Source organism: Variovorax sp. CCNWLW235 (assembly GCF_037204085.1).
GTDB lineage: Bacteria > Pseudomonadota > Gammaproteobacteria > Burkholderiales > Burkholderiaceae_C > Variovorax.
Genome location: NZ_JBBCBW010000007.1, coordinates 79,171 through 105,062 on the forward strand (window position 1 = coordinate 79,171; position 25,892 = coordinate 105,062).

General features: G+C 67.7%; 6 protein-coding genes. All 6 read right to left on the reverse strand.

Features of this window, described 5'->3' with window-relative positions; genetic code table 11:
* Nucleotides 1-6 precede the first annotated feature (6 nt).
* Genes V9L21_RS10600 through V9L21_RS10625 form a run of 6 tightly spaced genes read right to left on the reverse strand, consistent with a single transcriptional unit; the run spans nucleotide 7 to nucleotide 25,891 of the window.
* A complete protein-coding gene (locus V9L21_RS10600) occupies nucleotides 7-4,122 on the reverse strand; it encodes an amino acid adenylation domain-containing protein (protein WP_337311619.1) in 4,116 nt (1,371 codons plus the stop codon).
* Nucleotides 4,122-11,990, reverse strand: a complete 7,869-nt coding sequence (locus tag V9L21_RS10605) for an amino acid adenylation domain-containing protein (RefSeq protein ID WP_337311621.1) — start codon at nucleotides 11,988-11,990, stop codon at nucleotides 4,122-4,124. The genes V9L21_RS10600 and V9L21_RS10605 overlap by 1 nt, the downstream gene beginning before the upstream one ends.
* Nucleotides 11,990-15,322, reverse strand: a complete 3,333-nt coding sequence (locus V9L21_RS10610) for an amino acid adenylation domain-containing protein (RefSeq protein ID WP_337311623.1) — start codon at nucleotides 15,320-15,322, stop codon at nucleotides 11,990-11,992. The genes V9L21_RS10605 and V9L21_RS10610 overlap by 1 nt, the downstream gene beginning before the upstream one ends.
* Entirely contained in the window at nucleotides 15,319-19,938 is a 4,620-nt protein-coding gene (locus V9L21_RS10615) for a type I polyketide synthase (protein ID WP_337311625.1), read from the reverse strand. Before V9L21_RS10615 ends, V9L21_RS10610 begins: the two co-directional genes overlap by 4 nt.
* A complete protein-coding gene (locus V9L21_RS10620; protein ID WP_337311626.1) occupies nucleotides 19,938-25,232 on the reverse strand; it encodes an amino acid adenylation domain-containing protein in 5,295 nt (1,764 codons plus the stop codon). Before V9L21_RS10620 ends, V9L21_RS10615 begins: the two co-directional genes overlap by 1 nt.
* A complete protein-coding gene (locus V9L21_RS10625; RefSeq protein WP_337311628.1) occupies nucleotides 25,229-25,891 on the reverse strand; it encodes a 4'-phosphopantetheinyl transferase family protein in 663 nt (220 codons plus the stop codon). The genes V9L21_RS10620 and V9L21_RS10625 overlap by 4 nt, the downstream gene beginning before the upstream one ends.
* Nucleotide 25,892: the final 1 nt, after the last annotated feature.

Consider the following 25,892-nt stretch of genomic DNA (forward strand, 5'->3'; position numbering starts at 1 on the left):
TAGCCGCTAGGCCGCGTCGAGCGCCAGCAGGCGGTTCTTTACAGTGGCGCCGAACTGCGCGTCGCGGATGATGTCCAGGTGCCCGGTGCGCGGCACCACCTCGGTCGAGAGCACGCGGGCGCGCTCCGGCCAGCGGCGCAGCACACCCGGCGCATGCAGCGAGCGCTCGGCGTGGAACACCTCCACGGGCAGGTCGGTCCTGGCCTGCGCGCAGCGGGCGTAGTGCGCGGACTGCACGCGGCTGTCGAGCGTGGCCCACAGAAGATACTCATAAGCTTCGTCGCCGGCACCGTCGAGCGGCGACACCCAGGTTGGGGCCAGCAGCTGCTCGGCCACCCAGGCCTGCTCTGCATCGGTCATGCGGGCGAACAGCTCCTTCCATTGCGCCGCCATGTCCGACTTTGCAAGCCAGGCTGCCAGCACCTCGTTGGCCTGCGCGCGCTGCGCCGGCGTCAAGCTGCCTTGGGGAACCATCGGCTCCGACTCGAACACATCGACCGCGCCGAAGAACACGATCTCGATGCGGCCCTGCAGTTGCCGCGCCACCTCGAAAGCCAGGTCGCCGCCCAGCGACCAGCCCAGCAAGGCGCACCGGCCGCCGGTGGCAGTCTTGACGATGAAATCCGCATACTCGGCCGCGAGCTCGCGAATGGCAAAACCGCGCCAGCGCTTGCGCGTGTAGACATGGCTCACAAAGGCATACACCGGCCGGTCGCCCTGCACTGCGCGCGCGAGCGGCTGGAACTCGCGCGAGTTGACGATGAGACCGGGCAGGCAGAAGAGCGGCACGCCCGCACCGCCGGCATGCAGGCACACGGCGTCGTTCGCGCTCTCGGCCCGCTGGTTCACGCGCGCGGCCAACTCACGCAGGCTTGCGGCCTGCATCACATCGGCCAGGCCCAGGTGGCTGCCGCCGGGCAGCTGCTTGCGAATGCGCGCGATGAGCTTGAGGCTCAGGAGCGAATCGCCGCCCAGCTCGAAGAAGTTGTCGCCGCGCCCCACGTGCGCAACGCCCAGCACCTCGCGCCAGATGGCAGCCAGCGCCTCTTCGGCATCGCCTTGCGGCGCTTCAAACGCAAGCTCGCTGGCGAACACAGGCTCCGGCAGCGCCTTGCGCTCCACCTTGCCATTGGCACTCAGCGGCAAGGCATCGAGCACGACGATCAGCCGCGGCACCATGTAGTCGGGCAGCACCCGGCCCAGGCGCTCCTTGAGCACCGCGGTGTCGATGGTCTGCCCGGCTTGCATGGCATGCACCGAGACATAGCCCACCAGCCGCGCACCGCCCGGCCCCTCCCTGGCCACCACCACTGCCTCGCGCACCTCGGGCTGCGCCAGCAGCTGCGCCTCGATCTCCCCCAGCTCGATGCGCAGCCCCCGGATCTTCACCTGGTGGTCGATGCGCCCCAGGTACTCGATCTGCCCCTCGGCGTTCCAGCGCACCAGGTCGCCCGTGCGGTAGAGCCGCCCCCCGCCTTCGCTATCGAATGGATCGGCCACGAAGCGCTCCGCACTCAGGCCGGGCCGCTTCAGGTAACCCCGCGCCAGGCTCACGCCGCCCAGGTACAGCTCGCCGGCCACCCCGCGCGGCACCAGGTTGAGCTCGGCATCGAGCACATAGGCCTGGGTGTCGGTGATCGGCCGGCCGATGGGCACGAGGCTCTGGCCACTGTCATCGGGATACAGCCTGCAGGTCCAGCGCGTGACGTGGATGGTGGTCTCGGTGGGGCCGTACAGGTTCTGCAGCGTGGCGCCACTGAGGCGCTGCAGGGTCTCCTTCTGGGTCTCGGCGGGCATGGCCTCTCCGCCGCAGATGATGTGCTTCAGGCGGGTGCTGGCCTCGATGCCTTCGTGCGCCAGGAAGGCCTGCAGCATGGAGGGCACGAAGTTCAGGGTGGTGACGTGGTGGCGCTGGATGAGCGCAACCAGCCGGGCCGGATCTCGCTGGTCGCCGGGTTGGGCCACCACGAGGCGGGCGCCGGCGGTCAGGGGCCAAAACAGCTCCCACACCGACACGTCGAAGCCGAAGGGAGCCTTGTGCAGCACGGTGTCTTCGCGGGTAAGGCCGTAGGTGCGCTGCATCCAGGCCATGCAGCTGTGCAGGGCGTGGTGGCGGATGGCGGCGCCCTTGGGCTTGCCGGTGGAGCCGGAGGTGTAGATGACGTAGGCGAGGTGCTCGCCGTGCAGGGCGACCTGCGGATCCGCCTCTGACTCGCCGCTGAAGTCGAGGCTGTCGATCTCGAGGGTCGTCAGGCTGCTGCGGTCGTCGAGACAGCCGCGCGTGGCGCGGTGCGCCAGCAGCAGCTCGATGCCGCTGTCCCGCACCATGTAGGCCAGGCGCTCGGCGGGGTAATCGGGGTCCAGCGGCAGGTAGGCGCCGCCGGCCTTGAGCACGCCCAGGATGGCGACGACCATCTCGACGGAGCGTTCCATGGCGATGCCCACGAGCACCTCGGGGCCGACGCCCAGGGCGATGAGGCGGTGCGCGAGGCGGTTGGCACGGCGGTTCAGTTCAGAGAAGCTCAACGACTCGTCGGCGAAGAGCACCGCCGTGGCATCGGGCTGGTGGCGGGCGTGGCGCTCGATCATGCGGTGCACGGGCTCGGAAGCCGGCTCGCGGTGGGGGTTCACGCTCCAGGCGGTGAGCTGGGCCTGCTCGGGGGCGCCGAGCAGGGCGATGTCACCCACCGAACGCCCTTCGTCATCAGCCAGCGCACCGAGCATCGCGACATAGTGCGCGGTCATGCGTTCGATGGTGCCGGGCTCGAACAACTCCGACGCATAGATGAAGCTCGCATGCAAGCGCCCATCGGCATCTTCGCTGGTGTTCAGCACCAGTTCGAACTGCGCCACCGGTGCGGCCAGCGCATAGTCTTCGAGCGCCAGGCCAGGCAACTGTTTCAGCGTGCGGGAGTCGGTCCGGTCGTGGCTGAACATCACCTGGAACAGCGGGTTCACGCTCAGGCTGCGCTCGGGCTGCAGCGCGTCCACCAGCTGTTCGAAAGGCAAGTCTTGATGCGCCTGCGCGCCGATGGCGGCTTCCTTCGCCTGCGCGAGCACCTTCGCCAGGCTCATGCGGCCTTCGACCGTGCTGCGCATGACCTGCGTGTTGACGAAGAGCCCGATGATGCCTTCGGTCTCCGCGCGATGGCGGTTGGCCACCGACACGCCCACGCGAATGTCCTGCTGCCCGCTGTAGCGGTGCAACAGCGCCTGAAAAGCCGCCAGCAACACCATGAAGAGCGTCGCCCCGCCGGTGCGCGCGCGCTTGTGCAGCGCCTGCACCAGCTCCGGCGCAAGATCGACGCCGTGCCTGGCCGCGGTGTAGTGGCCGTTCGGCCTGCGGCTGTGGTCCGCCTGCAGCTGCAGCACCGGATTGCCGGTGCCCAGGCGCTCGGTCCAGTAGGCAAGCTGCCTGTCTTTTTCACCGGCTTCCAGCCAGTTGCGCTGCCATGCCGCGTAGTCGATGTAGCGGATCGGCAGGGGCGGCAGGTCCACCCGGTCGCCGAGCACCCGCGCACGGTACTGCGCGACGAACTCGCCCACCAGCAGATGCAGCGAGCCGCCGTCGGAAACGATGTGGTGCATTACCAGCACGAGCACGTGCTCTTGCGGTGCAACCCGGATCACCCCCACCCGCATCAGCGGACCCGTTGTGAGGTCGAAAGGCGTCACACTCAGGCGGCGGGCTTCTTCTCGCGCACGCGCCTCCGCATCGCCGGGCCCGTGGGCCACGTCGATCACCGCGATGTCGAGATCCACACGCTCCTGCACAACCTGTTCGCACAACCCCTGCGCATCCGGCCTGAACACCGTGCGAAGCGACGCGTGGCGCTCCAGCAGTGCCGCAAAGCTGTTCTTCAGCGCATCGACGTCGAGCGCCCCATGCAGCTTCAGCGCGCCGGAGATGTGATACGCCGTGCTCTTCGGGTCCAGCTGCCAAAGAAACCACTGGCGCAGTTGCGCATAAGAAAGTTCGGCCTTCGTTCCGGCCGGCAAGGGCACGATGGGCAGCCTGGCAAAGTCCACGCCCTGCTTTTGCAGCAGGCCGAGAAACGCTTTCTGTTTTTCGCGGGGCAGGCGCGCAAAGCGGTCCGCAATGCTGTTCTTGTCGATCTCCATCAATCCTCCAGAAGGTCGAGCATCGCGGCCATCTGCGCGAGGTCTTCCGAGCCCGCGGCCGTGGCTGTGCCGACCTCTTCCTGCACGGCGCCGGCCATTGCGGCCAGCGTCGGGTTTTCGAAATAGCGCTTGAGCGGCAACTGCACCGCAAGCTGCTTCTGCACCTTGGCCTGCACGGCCAACAGGGTCAGCGAGTGGCCTCCCAGTTCGAAGAAGTTGTCGCTCCGGCCCACGCGTTCCACCTCGAGCACTTCGGACCAGATGGCGGCGAGTGCGCTCTCCACCTCTCCCACCGGCGCTGCATAGGCGCCGCCGCCGGCAATCTCCGGATCGGGCAGCGCCTTGCGGTCGACCTTTCCGTTCGAGTTCAGCGGCACGGCGTCGAGCACCATCAGCGCCGCGGGCACCATGTAGTCCGGCAGCTTCTGCAGCAGCCGCTCGCGCAGCATTGCGGCATCCACCGCCTGGCCCGCGAGCGCGGACACATAGGCCACGAGCCGCGTGCCGCCCGCGCCCTCTTTTGCCAGCACCACCGCCTCGCGCACCTCGGGCTGCGCCAGCAACTGCGCCTCGATCTCGCCAAGCTCGATGCGGAAGCCGCGGATCTTCACCTGGTGGTCGATGCGGCCGAGGTAGTCGAGCTGGCCGTCGCCGCGCCAGCGCACCAGGTCGCCGGTGCGGTAAAGCCGCCCGCCCGCAGGGCCGAAGGGCGCGGCCACAAAACGGTCCGCACTGAGCCCCGCGCGATTGAGGTAGCCGCGCGCCAGGCCCGCACCCGAAACATGGAGCTCGCCCGCCACGCCAACGGGCAGCGGGTTGAGGTCACCATCGAGCACCCACATGCCAAGGTCTGGAATGCAGGCGCCCACCGGGCTGCTCTGTTCGTCGAGGTCGGCGCGCACGATCGGCCGGTAGGTCACGTGCACGGTCGTCTCGGTAATGCCGTACATATTGATGAGCTGCGGCTGCCGGTCGCCGAAGCGATCCATCCACGGCCGCAGGCTCTCCGGCTCGAGCGCCTCGCCGCCGAAAATCACGCATCGCAGCGGCAGCCGGTCGCCCGCAGCGAGCGCCGCGCTGTGAATCAATTGCCGGAAAGCAGACGGCGTCTGGTTCAGCACGGTGACTTGCTGCTTGCGCAGCAACGCCACGAAATCGTCGGGCGAGCGGCTGACCCAGAACGGCACCACCACCAGCTTGCCGCCGGTGCACAGCGCACCGAAGATTTCCCACACCGAGAAGTCGAAGGCGTACGAGTGGAAGTTCGTCCACACGTCTTGCGCGCCGAAACCGAACCAGGGCTGCGTCGAGTCCAGCAGCCGCGCCACATTGCGGTGTGTCAGCTGCGTTCCCTTGGGCCGGCCGGTGGAGCCCGAGGTGTAGATCACGTAGATGAGATGGTCCGCATGCACCGGCACGTCGGGCGCATGCGCGGGTGCCGCATCCAGGCTGGCATCGTCGAGCGCCAGCACGCGCACATCGCCCGGCAGCGCAAGCCCGGGCTGCACATGGCTTTGCGTGAGCAGCAGGCGAATGCCGCTGTCCTCGATCATGTAGGCCAGGCGATCGGCGGGGTACTCGGGGTCGAGCGGCACATAGGCGCCGCCGGCCTTCAGGATGCCGAGCAGCCCCACGACCATTTCAATGGAGCGTTCGACCGCGATGCCCACCTTCACCTCGGGCGCCACGCCAAGACCGATGAGCCGGTGCGCGACCTTGTTGGCGCGTGCGTCGAGCTTCGCGTAGCTCAGGCTTTCATCGCCGAAGACCACCGCCGTCGCGTCCGGATGCAAGGCCGCCTGCCGCTCGAACCAGCGGTGCACGGGTTGCGCGACGTCGGCGGCATGCAGGGGCTCCACGGGTCGGGCCGGCGACAGCGCCGCCTTGCCTTCGTCCTGCAGGCCGATGTCGCCCACAAGCGCACCGGGCGATGCCGCGAGCATTCCGATCAGTTGCTCCATGCGGCGCGCCAGGGTCTGCACGAGCGCATCGCCGAACTGGTTGCGCGCGTGGCTGTAGCTCAGCATCAGCGTCTCGCCCTGGTTGACCGAGAGCGTCATCGGGTAGTTCGTCTCTTCCCGGTTCCACACCTCGCCGAAGCGCAGCCTGTCGGGCGCGCCCTGCTTCAGCGCCTGGTCGAGCGGGTAGTTTTCGAACACCACGATGCTGTCGAACAGGTCTTGCCCGCCCTGCCCCGCCCAGCGCTGTATTTCATAGAGCGGCGTGTGCTCGTGCTCCTGCGCGCCGAGGTTGCGCGCCTGCAGTTCGCGCAGCCAGTCGCCCACGCGCTGCGCCGGCTCAAGCGTGGCAATGACCGGCAGCGTGTTGATGAACAGGCCCAGCATCTGCTGCGCGCCGGGCAGCTCCACCGGCCTGCCCGCCACGGTGGCGCCGAAGCTCACGGTGCGCTGCCCGGTATGGCGCGCCAGCAGCAACGCCCATGCGGCCTGCACCAGCGTGTTGAGGGTCACGCGCTCGCGCTTGGCCGCTTCTGCCAGCGCGCGGGTGCGCTGCGCGTCGATCTCGCAGCGATGCATGCCGTGGCCCGTGCGCGCGTCGCGCGGTTTGGGCAGGATGTTGGCCAGCCACGTGGGCCCATCAATGCGCGCCAGTTGCTCGCGCCAATAGCGCTCGTCGCCCATTCCGTCGCGCTTCTGCAGCCAGGCGATGTAGTCCGCATAGCGGCCGCCCGGCGCTGCGAGGGCTTCGCCGGCGTAGTGCCGCAGCATTTCGCCCATCAGCTGCGAGGTACTCCAGCCGTCCAGCAGCAGGTGATGCATGGTCCAGACGAAATGGTGCTTGCCGCCCTGCGTGTGCACCAGCACGAAGCGCATCAGCGGTGGCTGCGCCAGGTCGAAGCCCTGCGCGAGTTGCGCTTGCGCCAGTTCGTCGAGCGCACCGGCGGCGTCGGCGCGGTCTCGCCAGTCATGCTCCGCCATCGGAAGCTCAAGATGCCGCGCGATCCATTGCAAGGCTGGTTCGCCCACAAGGAAGCCGGTTCGCAGCACGTCGTGCCGCTGCAGCACCGCACGCCATGCGGCCTTGAAGCGCGCGACATCGAGCCCGTCGATGTCGACGCGCAGCTGGTTGACGTAGGCGCTGCCGCCGGGTGCGTACAAGGTATGGAACAGCATGCCCGCCTGCATGGGCGAAAGCGGGTACAGGTCCGCCAGGTTGAAAAGCGGCACCGGCAGGGCATCGAGTTGCTGCGCGCCGATGCGGGCGAGCGGAAAGTCCGAGGGCGTGACGCCATGTGCGCCGCTGGTGCAATGCGCTACCAGCGCTTCGAGCTCCTGCTGGAACCGTTGCACCCAGCCTTCGACGGCGCCGCGGTCGTGGCGGGCCTGGCTGTAGCTCACGCGCAGCGCCAGCACGCCTTCGTGCACCTGTCCGTTGACCGTGAACTCGTGCGTCAGCGGTGCGCCGCCGTCCACCGGGGCGCCGCTCGCCTCGTCGGCCAGCAGCCAGTGCGTGCGCTCATCGGAGCCGGCGTCGAACTGGCCCAGGTAGTTGAACACCACCTGAGCACTGGGCAGCGCCCGCAGCGCCTGTTGTTGCGCAGGGTCGCCAAGGTACTTGAGCACGCCGTGGCCGATGCCCTTGTCGGGAATGGCGCGCAGGCTTTCCTTCACGCGCTTGATGGCAGCGCCGGGTTCACCCAGCGGATCGAGCGCAACCGGAAACAGCGTGGTGAACCAGCCGACGGTGCGAGACAGGTCGATGTGGCCGAACAGGTCTTCGCGGCCATGGCCTTCAAGATCGACCAGCACCTTGTCATGGCCTGCCCATGCGCACAGCGCACGGCCGAGCGCTGTCAGCAGCAGGTCATTGGCCTGGGTGCGGTAGGCCGCGGGCGCGTCCTTCAGCAGCGTCTGCGTCGTCGCCGTGTCCAGCCGCACTTCGAGGGTCTGCTGGTCGGCTGCGGTGTTCGATCCATAGGGATGAGCGCACGGCAGGTTGGCGTGGGCATCCACCAGTGCCGCCCAATGGCCGATTCCGTCGGCGTGGCTTGCGGCGTAGCCCTGCAATGCGGTCGTCCAGTCTTTGTAGCTGCTGCTCTTGGCGGGCAGCGCAACGGCTTGGCCCGCGAGGCTTTGGCGATACGCATCCTGCAGGTCTTCCAGAAGGATGCGCCACGACACGCCGTCGACCACCATGTGGTGAATGGCGAGCAGCAGACGCAATTCGCCGTCCGGCAACTCGACGGCGAGCGCGCGCAGCAGGGGACCGCGCGCCAGGTCGAGGCTGCGCTGCGCTTCGTCGCAGAGCGCTTCGAGCTGCCCCGCATCGCGTGCCTTGCGCACCCACAGCAGTTCGGCGAGTTCGTTTTCGGACATTGCCGCGTAGTGCTGGTGCCATGCGCCTTCGGCGTCCTGGCTGTAGCGCAGGCTCAGGCTGTCGTGGTGCCGCACCACGGCCAGCAATGCCTGCCGGAATGCGGCCACCTGCAAGGGCTCGCGGCACTTCAGCAGCACGGCCTGGTTCCAGTGGTTGCGCACCGGCATCTGCATCTCGAAGAACGCGTGCTGGAATGGCAGCAGGGGCGCCTCGCCTGCCGCATCGCCGGCAGCCGTGCGCTTTGCATCGCCAACGGGTTCGGCCGCGCCTGCAAGCTGCGCCACGGTCTGCCGCTCGAAGATCTGCTTGGGGCTCACCTTCCAGCCCGCAAGGCGCAGCCGCGCCACGATCTGCAGGCTCAGGATGGAGTCGCCGCCCAGCTCGAAGAAGTTGTCGTTGCGGCCCACCCGCTCAAGTCCGAGCACGCCGCACCATACCTTGGCAATCGCCTCTTCAGCCTCGCCGAGCGGCGCCTCATAGGCGTTGTCGTCCTGCAGGAGTTCGGGTTCAGGCAGGGCCTGGCGATCGACCTTGCCGGCGGGGCCGATCGGCAGCGCATCGACCACCACGATGGCCGAAGGCACCATGTAGTCCGGCAATGCGCGCGCGAGCTGCTCCTTCAATGCCGCCGCGCCTATGGACTGCCCGGCCTTCAGCGACACATAGGCCGCCAGCCGCGCGCCGGCCGGGCCGCTGCGCGCGACGACCACGGCCTCGCGCACCTCGGGCCGGGCCAGCAGTTGCGCCTCGATCTCGCCAAGCTCGATGCGGAAACCTCGCACCTTCACCTGGTGGTCGATGCGGCCCAGGTACTCGAGCTGGCCGTCGTCGCGCCAGCGCACCCAGTCGCCGGTGCGGTACAGGCGCCCGCCCTTCGCGTCGAAGGGGTCGGCCACGAAGCGCTCCGCGGTGAGTGCGGCGCGGTGCAGATAGCCGCGCGCAAGCCCCTCACCGCCAAGGTACAGCTCGCCGGCAACATTGCGCGGCACCAGGTTGAGGTCTGCATCGAGCACGCGCGCGCTGCGGTCGCCCACGGGCCGGCCGATGGGCGCATAGCCCTCTTCGAAGCTCGCTGCGCCATCGACCTTCCACAGCATCGGCGTGACGACCGCTTCGGTAGGCCCGTAGCCGTTGATCAGCAGTTCGGGCTTCAGGTGCCGGCGCACGGCATCGAAGCCTTCGCGCGACATGGCCTCGCCGCCGAAGGAATACAGCTGCACCGGCGGGCAACGGCCGGTGTCGCGCGCCCAGTCGGCCAGCTGCCGCAGGTAGGCGGGCGGAAAGCCCGCGTTGGTAACGCCGTGGCGCTGCATCGCGTCCAGCGTCTGCTCGGCGGTCCAAAGCGAAGCGTCGCGCAACAGCAGCGAGGCGCCGCAGCACAGGGCCGTGAAGAGGCGCTCATGCGCGCCGTCGAAGGAGAACGACAGAAAGTGCAGTTCGCGGGAGTGCGGCCCCATTTCGTACAGCACAGCCGTTTCAACGCAATGGGCGGCAAAGGGGCCATGCGAAACCATCACGCCCTTGGGCATGCCGGTCGAACCCGAGGTGTAGATGATGTAGGCGAGATTGCCGGCATGCACCGCAACGGCGGGCGAATGCGCGGGCTCGGCTTCGAGGTCGAGCGTGTCGAGCTGCAGAACGCGCACATGCTCGCCGGACGGAATCCGTGCCCTCACATGGCTTTGCGTCACGAGCAGGTCGATGCCGCTGTCGGCGACCATGTAGGCCAGCCGGTCCGCGGGGTACTCCGGGTCCAGCGGCACGTAGGCACCGCCGGCTTTCAGGATGCCGAGCAGGCCGATCACCATGTCGAACGAACGCTCCACGGCAATGCCGACGCGCGTGTCGGGCTTCACGCCCAACCCAATGAGCCGGTGGGCCAGGCGATTGGCGCGGCGGTCGAGCTCACCGTAGCTCAATGCTTCGTCGCCGAACAGCAGCGCCGCGGCATCGGGGCGCTCATGCGCCCACCGCTCCATGAGCCGGTGCACCGGCTCGCTGCCCTGGCCTGCGGGTGCGTTGACGCCCCATTGCGCAAGCCGCTCTTTCTCCGCTGGCGCGAGCAGGTCGATGTCGCCGACCGCCTGGCCGGGGTTGGCGGCCAGCGCGCCGAGCACGGCCAGGTAGTGCCCCGCCATGTGGGCCACGGCCTGTGCATCGAACAGCTCCTGCGCGTAATGGAAGCTGGCCTGCGCTCGGCCTTGGGCGTCTTCGATGACGCTCAGCGTGAGTTCGAACTGCGCAGCCTGGCCGCCCAGTTCATGGTCTTGCAGGCTAAGCCCCGGCAGGTTTTCGAGTGCGCGAAGGTCGCGCCGTTGGTGGCTGAACATCACCTGGAATAGCGGCGCGGTTCCCAGGCTTCGCTCAGGCTGCAGGGCTTCCACCAACTGTTCGAAAGGCAGGTCCTGGTGCGACTGGGCACCGAGCGCTGCATTGCGCGTGGCTTCCAATGCCTGCAGCAGGCTCGTGCGGCTGGTCAGCACATTGCGCAGCACCTGCGTGTTGACGAAGAAGCCGATCACCTTTTCAGCCTCCACCCGGTGGCGGTTGGCAATGGGCACGCCAATGCGAATGTCTTGCTGCCCGGTGTAGCGGTGCAACAGCGCCTGCAGCCCCGTGAGCAGCACCATGAAGAGCGTTGCACCCTGCGCCTGTGCGCGCTTGTGCAGCGCGTCGGCCAGTTGCTGCGGCAACGCCACGTCATGGCGCGCCGCGCGGTACCGGCCGTCGCTGCGCCGCGGGTGGTCCGTTGGCAGCTGCAGCACCGGGTGCTCGGTGCCGAGATGCGCCTTCCAGTAATCGAGTTGCCGCTCTTTCTCTCCGGCCTCCAGCCAGTGGCGCTGCCATACGGCGTAGTCGGCATACTGGATTGGCAACGCCGGCAATCGCGCCGGCTGCCCGTTGGCGCGCGCACGGTAGTGAGCCGCAAACTCGTCCACGAGAATCTTGAGCGACCAGCCATCGGACACGATGTGATGCATCACGACGACGAGCAAGTGCTCCTCGTCATGAAGGCGAATCAACGCCACGCGAAGCAGCTGGTCGGCGGTCAGGTCGAAGGGAGTTTCGGCGATGCGCCGCGCTTCTTCGTCCGCCCTCGCATCGCGCTCGCCGGCCGGGAGCAAAGCCAGGTCGATCAGCGGAATGTCCAGCCCCGCACGCTGCTGCACCACCTGCTCGACAAGGCCTTCGGCATTCGCGCGGAACACCGTGCGCAGCGCTTCATGCCGCTCGATCAGGGCATCGAAGCTCGCCTGCAGCGCGTCCCGGTCGAGCGTGCCCTGGAGCCGCAGCGCGCCCGAGATATGGTAGGCCGAGCTGCCCGGCTCCAATTGCCAGAGAAACCATTGGCGCATCTGCGCATACGAGGGCGCGCAGGCAACGCGCGCTGCCTCGTCGCGCTGGAGAATCGGAAACTGCCCGATGGTCAGCCCCTCGGCGCGGATCTTCTGGTACACCGCCCGGCGCTGCGCCGGGTTGAGACGCGAAAAGCGCTTGCCGATCTGGTCGTGCGTGGCCGTGATGTCCATCAAGCGATCTCCAGGCTGTCCATGAAGGCGTCGATGTCCGAAAGAGACTGGGCCACGGGTTTCCTTTCGCCGGCATCGGCAATGAGCGCAGCCATGTCCATGAGAACCGGCTGCCTGAAAATATCGGAGACCGTGAGGTCCGCATGCATGGCGCCCTGCACCCGGGCGACCACCTGCACGGACATGAGCGAATGCCCGCCGAGTTCGAAGAAGTTGTCGTGGCGGCCCACGCGCTGCACGCCGAGCACCTCGGCCCATATGGCTGCGAGCGCTTCTTCCCTGCCGCCCTGCGGCGGCTCGTAGGCCCGTGCGCTCGCGCGCTCGGGTTCGGGCAGCGCCTTGCGGTCGACCTTGCCGTTGGCGTTCAGCGGCAGTGTTTCCAGCACCATTAAGAGCGCCGGCACCATGTAGTCGGGCAACGCGCGGCCGAGTTGTTCGCGCAGGCGCGTCGCATCGATGGCGTGCTCCGCCTGCGCCGACACATAGGCCACGAGCCGCGCGCCGCCCGTGCCTTGGGTTGCCACGACGACGGCCTCGCGCACCTCGGGTTGGGCAAGCAGTTGCGCTTCGATCTCGCCCAGTTCGATGCGGAATCCGCGGATCTTCACTTGGTGATCGATGCGGCCCAGGTAGTCGAGCTGGCCCTCGCTGCTCCAGCGGACCAGGTCGCCGGTGCGGTAGAGCCTTGCACCGCCTTCGCTGTCGAAAGGGTCGGCCACGAAGCGCTCGGAAGTGAGCGCGGCACGGCGCACGTAGCCGCGCCCAAGCCCGGCGCCGCCCAGGTAAAGCTCACCCGCGGCGCCTGGTGGCACCAGGTTCATTTCGGCATCGAGCACATAGGTTTGCGTGTCGTCGATCGGCCGGCCGATCGGCACCTGGTTGCGCCCGTCGTCGCGGCAGCTCCAGTGCGTCACGTCGATGGCGGCCTCGGTGGGGCCGTACAGGTTGTAGAGCGCCGCTTGCGGCAATCGCCTGAAGACTTCGTTCTGCGCTTCTGCGGCCAAGGCCTCGCCGCTGCAGACGATGCGCCGCAGGCTGGTGCAAGCCTCCACGCCCTGGTGGGCAAGAAAGGCCTGCAGCATCGATGGCACGAAGTGCAGCGTGGTCACCCCATGCGCGCGAATCAGCTGCATGAGCCGCGCCGGTTCGCGGTGATCGCCGGGGTTGGCTACGGCCAGCCTGGCGCCGAACATCAGCGGCCAGAAGAATTCCCACACCGACACGTCGAAGCTGAACGGCGTTTTCTGCAGCACGGTGTCCGCTTCGCCCAGCGCATAGGCCTGCTGCATCCACACCAGCCGGTTGTAGAGCGAGCCATGGCGGTTGGCCGCACCCTTTGGCTTGCCGGTCGAACCCGAGGTGTAGATCACATACGCCAGGTTGTCGCTGTCGAGCGCCACCGCCGGGTCGGCTTGCGGGTAGCCGCCAAGATCCAGCGTGTCGAGCACGAGCTTGGGTACGCCGGCCGGCAATTGCAGCCGCTCTTTCAGGCGCTCTTGCGTCAGTACCAGCGCAAGGCCACTGTCTTGGGCCATGTAGGCAATGCGATCCGCGGGGTACTCCGGGTCGAGCGGCACATAGGCGCCGCCCGCCTTGAGGATTGCGAGCAGGCCGACCACCAGCTCGATGCTGCGCTCCAGCGCCACTCCGACCTTTACCTCAGGGCGAACGCCCTCTTGCATCAGCCGGTGTGCCAGTTGGTTGGCCCGGCGGTTCAATTCGCCGTAGCTCAGAACTTCATCGTTGAAAACCAGGGCAACGGCATCGGGAATTTCTGCCGCCTGTTGCTCGATGATGCGATGCACCGTTTGCGCTTCGCCGCGGCGATGCGTGTTGACGCCCCACTGCGCGAGTTGGGCGCGATCTGCGTCGGAGAGCAGCTCCAGCTCGCCAAGCTTCGCTGCCGGCAGCTTTACCAGCGCTTCGAGCACGCGCTGGTAATGGCCCGCCATGCGCGCGATGGTGCCCGGCTCGAACAGTTCGGCCGCATAGCGAAAGTTGGCCCGAATGCCGCCGTCTTCGCGCTCGATGGTTTCCAGCGTCAACTCGAAGGGGGCGGCGCGCTGCTCCAGGTCGATGCGCCGCACGCTCAGGTCGGGCCAGCCCCGCAGCGGCTGGTCCCCTTGCCCCAGGTGGTTGAACATCACCTGAAACAGCGACGCGGCGCCGTTCCCATGCTCCGCGCGCAGGGCCTGCACCAGGCGTTCGAATGGCAGGTCCTGGTGGGCTTGCGCTTCGATCGAAGTGTCGCGAACCTGCGCCAGGAGATCCGCCAGGCTGGTTTGCGCGGCAAGGCGCGCATCGAGCACCAGTGTGTTGATGAAGACGCCGATGACGCCCGCCGTCTCCGGCCGGCCGCGGCCCGAGGCGGGCACGCCGACGCGAATTTCGTTCTGGCCCGTGTAGCGGAACAGCAGCGCATGAAAGGCCGTGAGCAGCACCATGAACAAGGTACCGCCCTGCGCACGTGAAAGCTGCCTGAGCCCCTCTGCGAGGCCGGCCGGTATGTCGAGCGAATGCTGCGCGGCGCTGTAGCGGGCTTCGGCGGAACGCGGCCGGTCGGTGGTCAGCGCCAGCACCGGCTGGCCCGCGCCGAGGCGCTTGCGCCAGTAGGCGAGCTGCCGTTCGCCCTCGCCTTCTTCGAGCCACTTGCGCTGCCACAGTGTGAAGTCGACATAGCCGATCTCGGGCTGGGCTCGGGTGTCCGGCAGGCCCTGCATTCGCAAGGCGTATGCCTGCGCAAGGTCGTCCAGCATGAGCTGGACGGACCATGCATCGGAAATGATGTGATGCATCATGAGCAGCAGCTGGTGCTCGCCCTCCGCCATCTTCAGCAAAGCGCAACGCAGCAAGGGGCCGGCCGTCAGGTCGAAAGGCGTGCGGCAGACCCGGGCCACCGCTTCGTCGTAGCGGAATTCGCGCTCGGCCGCATCGAGCACACTGAGATCGGCGAAAGGAATGTCGATGCAAACGTGTTCCAGAATGCGCTGCTCCGGCAGGCCTTCAGGGCCGGAAGCGAACACGGTTCGCAATGCGTCGTGGCGTTCGGCGAGCGACTGCATTGCAGCCTGCAGCGCCGCAACATCGAGCGGGCCTGAAAAACCAAGCCCGCCGCCGACGTGGTACGCCGTGTTGGCGGGGTTCAGCTGCCATAGGAACCATTGGCCCTGCTGCGCGAAGGAAACGGAGGCGGGGCCGGCGTTATGGCCGCGCACGATGCTCTCGCGCGCGGGTGCCGCATTGCCGCCCTGCTTCACCCGGCTTTGCAGCAGTCTCAGCTGCTCGGGCGACAGGCGCGCGCGACGTTCGGAAAGGTGAGATGTCTCGCTCATGATGAAAAACTTGCGGTGATGCGGTCTATTGCCGGTTGTGGGTCTGCGGTGGCCTCGGCCTCGCGCTCGATCTCTTCGATCAGCCGCAGCTCGATCAACGCGGCCAACTCGGCCACGGTCGGCGCCTTGAAGAAATCGGCAGGCTGCAGCTCGACGCCATAGGCCTTGCGCACGCGGGACAGCAGGCGAATGGCCAGCAGCGAATCGCCGCCGAGTTCGAACAGGTTGTCGTGCGCGCCCACGGGCGAGATGCCAAGTGCCTCGGTCCACAGCGCAGCCAGGCCTTCTTCCAGTTCGCCTTCAGGCGCGGCATACGCGGTGGGCAGCGCGGGGCGTGAATGGCTGGCACGGGCTTCGCCCACCGATACCACCGATGGGGCGCCCGCTGCATCCTGAGCCTCCACCGCATCCAGCAGATTGCCCAACGGACGAAGGCGCGGCGCGAGAGCCGAAACGGACACCACCGTCTGCGGCAGGTCGGGGCCGTTGACGATGCGTTCGAAGGCGAGCACGCCGGTGCGCTCGTCCAGGCCGACGCCTTCCGGCAGGTCCATGTCGGCCGCTGAGCCCACATCGCGCCACGCATCCCAGTTGACCGAGAACACCGGCAGCGCCGATGTGCGGCGATGCGCTGCCGCGAGTGCATCGAGATAGGCATTGGCAGCCGCATAGTCGCTGCGGCCCAGCCCGCCGGCGAGCGTCGCAATGGAAGAACAGAAGAGCACGAAGTCCAGCGGCTCTTCGCGCAGGGCGGCAAGCAGCTCGCGCGTGCCCGCCACCTTGGGGGCGAACGCCGCTTCCACCTGGGCGCGGGTGCGCTGGGCGATCATGCCGAGCCCCGGGTCCATCACCGCGTGAACCACTCCGTTGACGGCGCCGAAGCGCGCATGCGCCGCCGCGAGGGCATCGCGCAGTTGCTCGGCGTCTGTCACGTCCGCCGCGACCGTCAACACCTGCGCGCCGGTGGTTTCGAGTTCGATCAGCTGCCGCAGCTTGCGCCGCAGTGCAGCGGGCTCACTGGACGACACGGCAATGCGCTCCCAGTCGCCGCGCGCGGGCAGCGGCGTGCGGCCGAGCAGCACGAGGCGTGCCTTCCATGCGCGGCTCAGGTGCCGTGCGAGCGCAAGGCCTACACCGCCCATGCCGCCGGTGATGAGGTACACACCGCCTTCGCGCAGGCGCGGCGTGGCGGCCTGCTTGGGCAACGGCTCGTAGCTCTTGAGCCAACGGTGCGGCCCGCGATAGGCCACCACGAAATCGTCTTTCGCAGACACCGCCTCGTCGGCGACGCGACGCGCCACATCGCTTTCGGCAGCGCTTTCCGGCGCAGGCAGCACCACGTCGATCACGCGGCAGGAGACCGACGGATATTCCTGGCCCACGACCTTGGCTATGCCCAGCAGGGTTGCTTTCGCGGGCACCAGCGCCTCGGTGCCGGAGACGTCCTCCAGGCCATCGGTCACGATGGTCAGCACCGTTGGAGCACGGCCCGGCAAGCCCAGGGCGTCAAGTGCATGCACGAGTGCGAGCAGGCTGAAGTAGCCGGCTTCCAAAGCGTCCGCATGCGGCGGCGCGGGCCGGCCGCCGTCAAGGCTCCACAGGTGATGGATGTGCCGCACCGGGCCTGCCTCGGCCTCCACTTCGCGCAGCAGCGCTTCATGGTCGGCGCGCACGTTTTGCCGCAGGGTGTATTGCCGCGGCGCGGTGCGCGCGAAGCACGGGCCTCGCAATGCCAGCACCACCTGTTCGCCGCGCTCGCGCAGTGTGCGTGCGAACCGGTCGGTGAAGCTGTCGGCATCGCCCAGGATGAGCGTGCTGCCTGTTCGCTCAGCAAGTTTTTCGGAGGGCGCTGGCGGCGTGCTTCGCTGCCAGTGGGGTGCATAAAGAATCTCGGCGTCTGCGTTTGGCGAAGAAGGCGGTGCAGCCTTGCCCGGCTCCATCCAGTAGCGCTGGCGCTGGAAGGCATAGGTCGGCAGAGGCAGGCGGCGGCGTTGGCCGCCCTCCTGGTTCGCAGCCCAGTCGATGTCGACGCCGGCCCTCCACAGGCCCGCAACCGCATTTGCCAATTGCTGGCTGTTGCGCACGGTCTGCTGCGCATGGGCCTGGCTGGCCCAGATGCCCGCGGCCGAGCTGGCGCCCGGATGCTGGCGGGCGAGCCCGGCCAGCGTTTCGCCGGGGCCGACTTCGAGCACGGCGCGTCCGGGCTTGCTGAAGATGTAGCCCAGGCCTTCGGAAAAGCGAACCGTGTTGCGCAGATGCCGGCCCCAGTATGCGGGGCTGGTGGCCTCTTGCGCAGTGATCGGCAGGCCGGTGAGGTTGGAGATGAATGGAATGCGCGGCGCATGGCGCGGCACCGATGCAATCAGCTGCTCCAGCGCGGCGACCGCCGGATCGACGAGCCGCGAATGGAACGCCACGGCAACATGCAGGCGGCGCGCCGAATGCTGGCGCGCGCGCAGTTCTTCTTCAGCGCGCGCAATGGATTCAGGCGTGCCGGCCAGCACGCAGAGCTGTTCTCCGTTCACCGCCGCAAGGTCGCACCCCATCTCGAGGAAAGGCGCGAGTTCGGATTCGGCCAGCGGCACCGAGAGCATGGCACCGGCCGGCAGCACCTGCACAAGGCGCGCACGCTGCGCGACGATGCGCAGCGCATCTTCCAGCGAGAACACGCCGGCCACGCAAGCTGCGACGTATTCGCCAAGGCTGTGCCCCATCATCAGCGCGGGCTTCACGCCGCGGTGCAGCCACCATTGCGCCAGTGCATATTCGACGGCAAAAAGCGCTGGCTGCGCGACCTCGATGTGGAACAGGCGATCGTTAGCCGATGCTTCTTCATCCGCTGCCGGAAAAAGCAGCGGCTGCAGGTCGATGCCGCTCTGCGTGCGCAGCAAGTCGATGCAGCGATCGAGTGCCGCGCGGAACACGGCGCTTTCGCTGTGGAGCGCAGCGCCCATGAAGGCATGCTGGCTGCCGCTGCCCGGAAAGAGAAACACCACCTCGGGCGCGGAGGCCGGTGCCTTGCGGAAGGTGGCGCCTGGCGAAGACAGCATTTGCGCGGCCATCTGCGTATCGCTTGCGACCACGGCGCTGCGCCATGCGAAGGTGCGGCGCCCGGTTTGCAAGGTGTGCGCCACGTCGTGCAAGGCCAGTGCGGGCTGTGCCTGCAGGTGCGCCGCAAGTTGCGTTCGGCCTTGCGCCAACGCCGTTTCATTTTTTGCCGACAGGGGCAGGACCTGCCAGGCCGGCGCCCTTGCCGCATTCGCTGCGACGGCCGGCGCTTCTTCGAGCACCACGTGCACGTTGGTGCCGCCGATGCCGAAGGAGCTCACGCCCGCACGGCGCGGCACGCGGCCCTCGGCCCAGGCGCGCGCTTCGGTGTTCACGTAGAACGGGCTAGCCGCGAAATCGATCTGCGGATTGGGCTGTTCGAAATTGAGGCTTGGCGGCAGCACGCGGTGCTTGAGCGCCATCGTCGCCTTGATGAGCCCTGCCACGCCGGCGGCCGCGTCGAGGTGGCCGATGTTGGTCTTTACCGAGCCTATGGCGCAGAAGCCGCGCCGCTCGGTATCGGCGCGAAACGCCTGGGTGAGTGCGGCCATCTCGATCGGGTCGCCCAGCGTGGTGCCGGTGCCGTGCGCTTCCACATAGCCGATGGTGTCTGCCGCCACGCCGGCGATGAGCTGGGCCGCGCGAATGACTTCGGCCTGCCCGTCCACGCTGGGTGCTGTAAAGCCCACTTTGCCGGCACCGTCGTTGTTGGCGGCCGAGCCCTTGATCACCGCATGGATGGTGTCGCCGTCGCGAAGCGCATCGTCCAGCCGCTTGAGCACCACCACGCCCGCGCCGCTACCGATGAGCGTGCCCGCGGCCTTTGCATCGAAAGCGCGGCAGTGGCCGTCGGGCGAAAGGATGGCGCCGGACTGATAGCGGTAGCCGCCTTCCTGCAGCAGGTTGAGCCACACGCCGCCGGCCAGGGCCATGTCGCAATCGTGGCCCAACAGGGCCTGGCACGCGGTGTGTACTGCGACGAGCGATGTCGAGCAGGCGGTCTGCACGGTAACCGCGGGGCCGCGCAGGTCGAGCTTGTAGGCCACGCGCGTGCAGAGCGAACCGCCGGAGTTGCCGTTCATCAGCCCCAGCAGGTCAGCAATGCCGCTCTCCGCGCCAAGGCCGAACGACGGAAGCAGGTTGCGGATGAGGTACAGGTTGGTGCCCTCGCCCGCATACACGCCGACCTTGCCGGGCCAGCGCGCGGTGTCGCAGCCTGCGTGCTCGAGCGACGCCCAGGCGCACTCCAGGAAGACGCGCTGCTGCGGATCGAGAGTCTCGGCTTCGCGCGGCGTGTAGCCGAAGAAGCCGGCGTCGAACTGGTCGAAGCCCTCGAACTTGACGCCGGCCTTCACGTACTCGGGGTCGTCCAGCAGGGTCTGCGGCACGCCGCGCGCACGCAGTTCGTCGTCCGTGAAGCGGGACACCGACTCGACACCGCCCTGCACGTTGCGCCAGAAAGCATCCACATCGTCGGCGCCCGGAAAGCGACCGGCCATGCCGACGATGGCGATCTCGATGCCTGTAGCTTCGGAGAGTTCCTGGGAGGTAGCGCTGAAGTTGGACATCAATTGACTCTCTCTGCCGCCTTGCGGCGTTGAAGCATGGCGGCGCGCTGGCGCAGCGCCCGGTCGTCGCCAGCTGCGGCAGCGGCCGCGGACGACGCGGCGCCGGCCGGTGCCTGCTCGATCCAACGGGCGAGCGATTCGATGGTGGGGTACTTGAAAAGGTTGACAACCGGAATCGCAATCTGCAGCCGGTCTTCCAGCAGGCGATGCGCGCGAATCAACAGCAGCGAATGGCCGCCGAGATCGAAGAAGTTGTCGTGCTGCCCGACCTGCCCGACCTTCAGCACCTCGGACCAGACGCCGGCCAAGGTCTGCGCCACGTGGCCTTGCGGTGCTTCATAGGCCAGCTCGCTGGCGAACACAGGCTCCGGCAGCGCCTTGCGATCGACCTTACCGTTGGCGTTGAGCGGCAGGCTATCGAGCACGGCGAAGGCACGCGGGACCATGTAGTCGGGTAGCACCTGTGCAAGGCGCTCCTTGAGCGCGGCGGTGTCGATGATGTGATCCGCATGCGCCGCGAGGTAAGCCACGAGGCGTACGCCGGCCGGGCCGTCCTTCGCCACGACCACGGCTTCGCGCACGGCAGGCTGCGCGAGAAGCTGTGCCTCGATCTCGCCGAGTTCGATGCGCAAGCCGCGGATCTTCACCTGATGGTCGATGCGGCCGAGGTACTCCAGCTGCCCTTCGGCGTTCCATCGCACGAGATCGCCGGTGCGGTAGAGCCTTCCGCCGCCTTCGCTGTCGAAGGGATCGGCCACGAAGCGCTCCGCACTCAGGCCGGCCCGCTTCAGGTAGCCCCGGGCCAGGCTGATGCCGCCCAGGTACAGCTCGCCTGCAACGCCCTGCGGCACGAGGTTCAGGTCAGTATCCAGCACATGGGTGCTGGTGTGGCTGATCGGCCGGCCGATGGGCACCTGGCTTTGGTCGTCATTGCGGCAGGCCCAGTGGGTGACGTGGATGGTGGTTTCGGTGGGGCCGTAGAGGTTTTGCAGGCCCGCGCCGTGCAAGCGCTCAAGCGTTTCCTTCTGCGTTTCGGCCGGCATTGCCTCGCCGCCGCAAATAATGTGGCGCAGGCGCGTGCTGGCTTCAATGCCCGGGTGCGCAAGAAAGGCCTGCAGCATCGAAGGCACGAAGTTGAGCGTAGTGACCTGGTGGCGCTGGATCAGTTCGACCAGTCGGGACGGGTCCCGGTGGTCGCCGGGGTTGGCCACCACGAGCCGCGCCCCTGAGGTCATCGGCCAGAACAGCTCCCACACCGACACGTCGAAACCGAACGGCGCCTTGTGCAGCACGGTGTCATCGCGCGTCAGGCGGTAGATGTTCTGCATCCACACCATGCAGCTGTGCAGCGCGCCGTGGCGTATGGCCGCACCCTTGGGCTTGCCGGTGGAGCCCGAGGTGTAGATGACGTAGGCAAGGTTCTCGATGTGCAGGGCAACGTGCGGATCGCTGTCGGGCTCGCCGTCGAGGTTGGCAGCGTCGACTTCCAGCACGGTCAATGCGCGACGGTCGGCCACGCAATCGGCAAGGCTGCACTGCGTGAGCAGCAGCCCGATGCCGCTGTCCTGCACCATGTAGGCCAGGCGTTCCGCCGGGTATTCCGGATCGAGCGGCACATAGGCGCCGCCGGCCTTGAGCACGCCGAGGATCGCCACCACCATCTCGACGGAACGCTCCATCGCGATGCCCACCAACACTTCGGGCTTGACGCCGAGCGTGATCAACCGATGCGCAAGGCGGTTGGCCCGGCGGTTCAGTTCAGCGAAGTTCAGCGACTCGTCGGCGAAGAGCACTGCGGTGGCATCGGGCTGCGTTCGCGCCTGTCGCTCGATCATGCGGTGCACGGGCTCGGGTTGCGGCTCGCGGTGCGTGTTCACACCCCACTGCGCCAACCGCACCTGCTCGGGAGCACCGAGCAGTTCGATGTCGCCTACCGGCTGATCGGGCTTGTCGGCCATTGCCTGCAGGACGGCGACATAGTGGCCGGCCATGCGCTCGATGGTGTCCGGCTCGAACAACTCAGCCGCATAGATCACCGACAGCGACAGCTGGCCTTCGGGCCTTTCGCGTGCTTCGAGCGTGAGATCGAACTGGGCCGCGAGATCGGGCAATGCATGGTCCTCTGCCGCGATGCCGGGCAGTTTCGAGAATGCGCGATAGTCCTCGAACAGGTGATTGAACATCACCTGGAACAACGGCGTCTGGCTCAGGCTGCGCTCGGGTTGCAGCGCCTGCACCAGCTGCTCGAAAGGCAGGTCCTGGTTGGCCTGCGCGCCCAGCACGGCCTCGCGGGCCTGTGCCAGCACGCGCGATGCGCTCAGGCGGCCGTGAATGCAATTGCGCAGCACCAGGGTGTTGACGAACAGCCCGACCACGCCTTCGGCTTCCATGCGGTTGCGGTTGGCAATCGGCGCGCCGATGCGGATGTCCTGCTGCCCCGTGTAGCGGTGCAGCAGCGACTGGAAACCCGCGAGCAACACCATGAAGAGCGTGGCACCTTGCGCGTCGGCCAGGCCGCGAAGCTTGGCCAGCAGGCTGCCCGGCAGTTCGAAGGCATGCCGCGCCGCGCTGTAGCCGGCCTGCGGCCTGCGCGGATGATCGGTGCGCAAGTCCAGCACTTCATGCGCGTCGCCGAGTTGCGCGCGCCACCAGGCCAGTTGCCGTTCGCCCTCGCCTGCCGCAAGCCAGTCGCGCTGCCAGAGTGCGTAGTCGGCGTACTGGACGCGCGGCGCGGGCGAGCGTCTGGGCTCCGTGCCCAGATGCGCGGCATAGCCCGCGGCCAACTCATCGATGAGCAACTGCATCGAGGCGCCATCGGAAATGATGTGGTGCATCACCACTGCGAGCACATGGGTCTCGTCGGCAGTGCGGATCAGCGCAGCGCGCAGCAGCGGGCCCTGCGTCAGGTCGAAGGGCTCGGCCTTGAGGCGCCGTGTTTGTTCCGCCAGTTGCCGGCCGCGCTCGCCGGCATCGAGGCTGCGCAAGTCGAGCAGCGCCATCGGCAACTCACCGGCAGGTTTTATCCATTGCTCCGCGTTGCCATCGGCCGCGGCGCTGAACACCGTGCGCAGCGATTCGTGGCGTGCAACGAGGTCGTCCGCCGCGGCGCGCAAGGCATCGGCGTTGAGCGCTCCCGTGAGGCGAAGCGCGCCGCTCACGTGGTACGCCGCACTTTGCGGGTCCATCCGCCAAAGGAACCACTGGCGCTCTTGTGCGTGCGAAAGCGGCATCGGCAACAGCCGGCGCTCTGCCGAAAGCACCGGCAGCGGCGCGTGCTGCGGGCGCAGGCCCTGCGCCTGCAGTTGGCGAATGGCCGCTGCGCACGCCTGCAGGCGCGGCTGCTCGAACAGCATTCGCGCCGGAAAGTCGATCTGCCAATGCGCCGAGATGCGCGATGCTGCCTGCGTGGCGGTGAGCGAGCTCCCGCCCCGGTTGAAAAAGTGCGCATCGCGCCCGAGCGGGCGATCGTCGCCATGCTTCCAGACCTCCCGCCAGATGGCGGAGAGCGCCATTTCGACCTCGTCGAGCGGCGCTTCGATGGCCGCTTCGGCGGGGCCGCCTCGCACGAAGGTGCCGTACTGGTAAACCGCATAGGCGTCGGCCGTGCCGTCTTGCCAGCCCGCGCGGCAGGCGCTGCGCTGTAGCTTGCCGCTGGTGGTCTTGGGCAGGCCGCCTGGGTTGAGCAGCAGCACCACGGAGAGCGGTTCGCCGAACACTTCGCTGACCGCGGCGCCCAGCGCATCGACCAGCGCCTGCGGCGGCACCAGCTTCTGCATGCTGCGGGACACCTCGGCAGCAACGCCGATACCTTCGCCGTCCGCGCCTTGCACCGCAAAGACGGCGACGCGGCTCTTGCGCACCGCGTCGACCTCGGCCTCTATGAGCCGCTCGATGTCTTGCGGATAGATGTTGTGGCCGCGGACGATGATCAGGTCCTTGATCCGCCCGGTGACGTAGAGCTGGCCCTCGTGCATGAAGCCGAGGTCGCCTGTGCGCAGCCAGCGCTCGCCGTCACGCTCCACGAAGGTTTCGCGCGTCTCGCGCTCCTTGCCCCAGTAGCCGAGGCAGATGCTCGGGCCGCTGGTCCAGATTTCGCCGATCTTTCCAGGTGCCGCGGGCGAGAGCGTTTCTACATCGACGATCTCGACGCGATGGCCCGGCGCCGCCACGCCGCAGCCGACCAGCACCGTGCCTTCGCCGGCCGGCATGCCGGCTCCTTGTGCCAGGGCATCGGAAGAGAAGGTGCGTGCCACCATGCCGCCGCCGCGCACGCTGCCGGTCACGTACAGGGTGCCCTCCGCGAGGCCGTAGCAAGGATAGGCCGCGCCGGGGTCGAATCCCGCGGGCGCGAAGCGTTCGATGAACTCCGTCTCGGTGTCCGCGCGCACCGGTTCCGCGCCCGTGTAGGCCACGCGCCAGCTCGAAAGATCCAGTTGCGCAAGCCTCGCATCGTTCACGCGCTCCAGGCACAGGCGAAACGAAAAGTCGGGCCCGCCGCTATGGGTGGCGCGGTGGCGCGAGATCAGCTCGAGCCATCGCACCGGGCGCTCGAGAAAGTACCCTGGCGAAGTGAGCACCAGCGGAATGCCGTTGAAGAGCGGCAGGAGCAGCCCGCCGATCAACCCCATGTCGTGATAGAGAGGCGCCCAGCAGACGAACTTGTCTTCCGGCCTCACGTCCATGCCGTGCGTCATGGCGATTTCGTTGGCAACCAGGTTGCCGTGCGTCACCATCACGCCCTTGGGCGCAGAGGTCGAGCCCGAGGTGTATTGCAGGAATGCAATGTCGCCGTCGACGGGGTCGAAGGGTGTCCACGCATCGGCGAGCGCCGCGTCCACCGCATCGACAGCGATGATTTCCGCATCGGCAAACTCGCTGGCTGCATTCATCGCGTGAGAAACGGCGGCCGAGGTCAGCACGCAGCGGGCCTGCGAATCCGTGGCAATACCGGTGAGCCGCGCAAGATGCTGCGGCCGCATCGACTCGGGCGGGAACACGGGCACCGCGATCACGCCGCTGTAGAAGCAGGCCAGCATGCACACCGCGTAATGGTCGCCGTTGTCGAGCATGATGAGCGCTCGCTCGCCCTTGGCCAACTGCTGCTGGAGCCGCGCCGCAAGTGCGCGCACGCGGCGCTCGAACACGCCATAGCTGATCGGCTCTTCATGCAATTCGCCGTTCACCGTGCCAGCCACGGTCAGCCAGATGTCGTCCGGCCGCGTGCTCGCGAGCGTGCGCAAATGCGTCACGAAATTCTTCGGCTGCGTGTTTGCCTTTTGCGGCATTTCAGTCATGTCGATTCCTTTGCGCGCCACGCGAGGGCGGCTGCATAGCCGGGCGGCGCCTGGAGCGCCACGGCTTGAAAATTTGTCCATCCAGAAACGGCAGATTCGAGGGCGATCCGCCCCTCCGCCTCCAAATGGATGCCGATGGATTTCAGGTGCTCGGCCACGCCAACGCCGACGGCCTTCAGCACCGCCTCCTTCGCAACCCAACGGCTGTAGAGAGCGCGCGGCCGATCGGCGGCATTGCGCACTTCATCGAATTCGCGATCGCTGAAAGCCAGTGATGCAATAGCCTCCACGTCGACTTCGGCCCTGCACTCTTCGATGTCGACGCCCACCTCGCTCACCGTGCGCGCATCGCCCAGAACGATGAGCGCGTGAGCACCCGAATGCGAGAGATTGAACAGCGGCGCAGCACCGGCGGCGAACTCGATATACGGTTTGCCGTACGCGCTCGATGCAAGCGGCACTTCGGCCGGCTCGCAGCCCACGCGCTCCGCAAGCAAGCTTCGGAGCGCAGCGCGGCTTTCCGTAAAGCGCACCCGGTCGGCAGTTCTTGCAAACCTGTCGGCCTTGGCGCGCTCGGCCGGGGTCAGCAGTTGCCGCGCCGCCTCAGGCTCGGCGGCCAGATCGAAGTCGAGGCGATACACCTTGATGCCCTCGGCCACC

Excerpts from the sequence above, each read along its gene's own strand:
- V9L21_RS10605 (WP_337311621.1), bottom strand. The coding sequence starts at position 11,990 with ATGGACATCACGGCCACGCACGACCAGATCGGCAAGCGCTTTTCGCGT.
- V9L21_RS10620 (WP_337311626.1), bottom strand. The coding sequence starts at position 25,232 with ATGACTGAAATGCCGCAAAAGGCAAACACGCAGCCGAAGAATTTCGTG.
- V9L21_RS10600 (WP_337311619.1), bottom strand. The coding sequence starts at position 4,122 with ATGGAGATCGACAAGAACAGCATTGCGGACCGCTTTGCGCGCCTGCCC.
- V9L21_RS10610 (WP_337311623.1), bottom strand. The coding sequence starts at position 15,322 with ATGAGCGAGACATCTCACCTTTCCGAACGTCGCGCGCGCCTGTCGCCC.
- V9L21_RS10615 (WP_337311625.1), bottom strand. The coding sequence starts at position 19,938 with ATGTCCAACTTCAGCGCTACCTCCCAGGAACTCTCCGAAGCTACAGGC.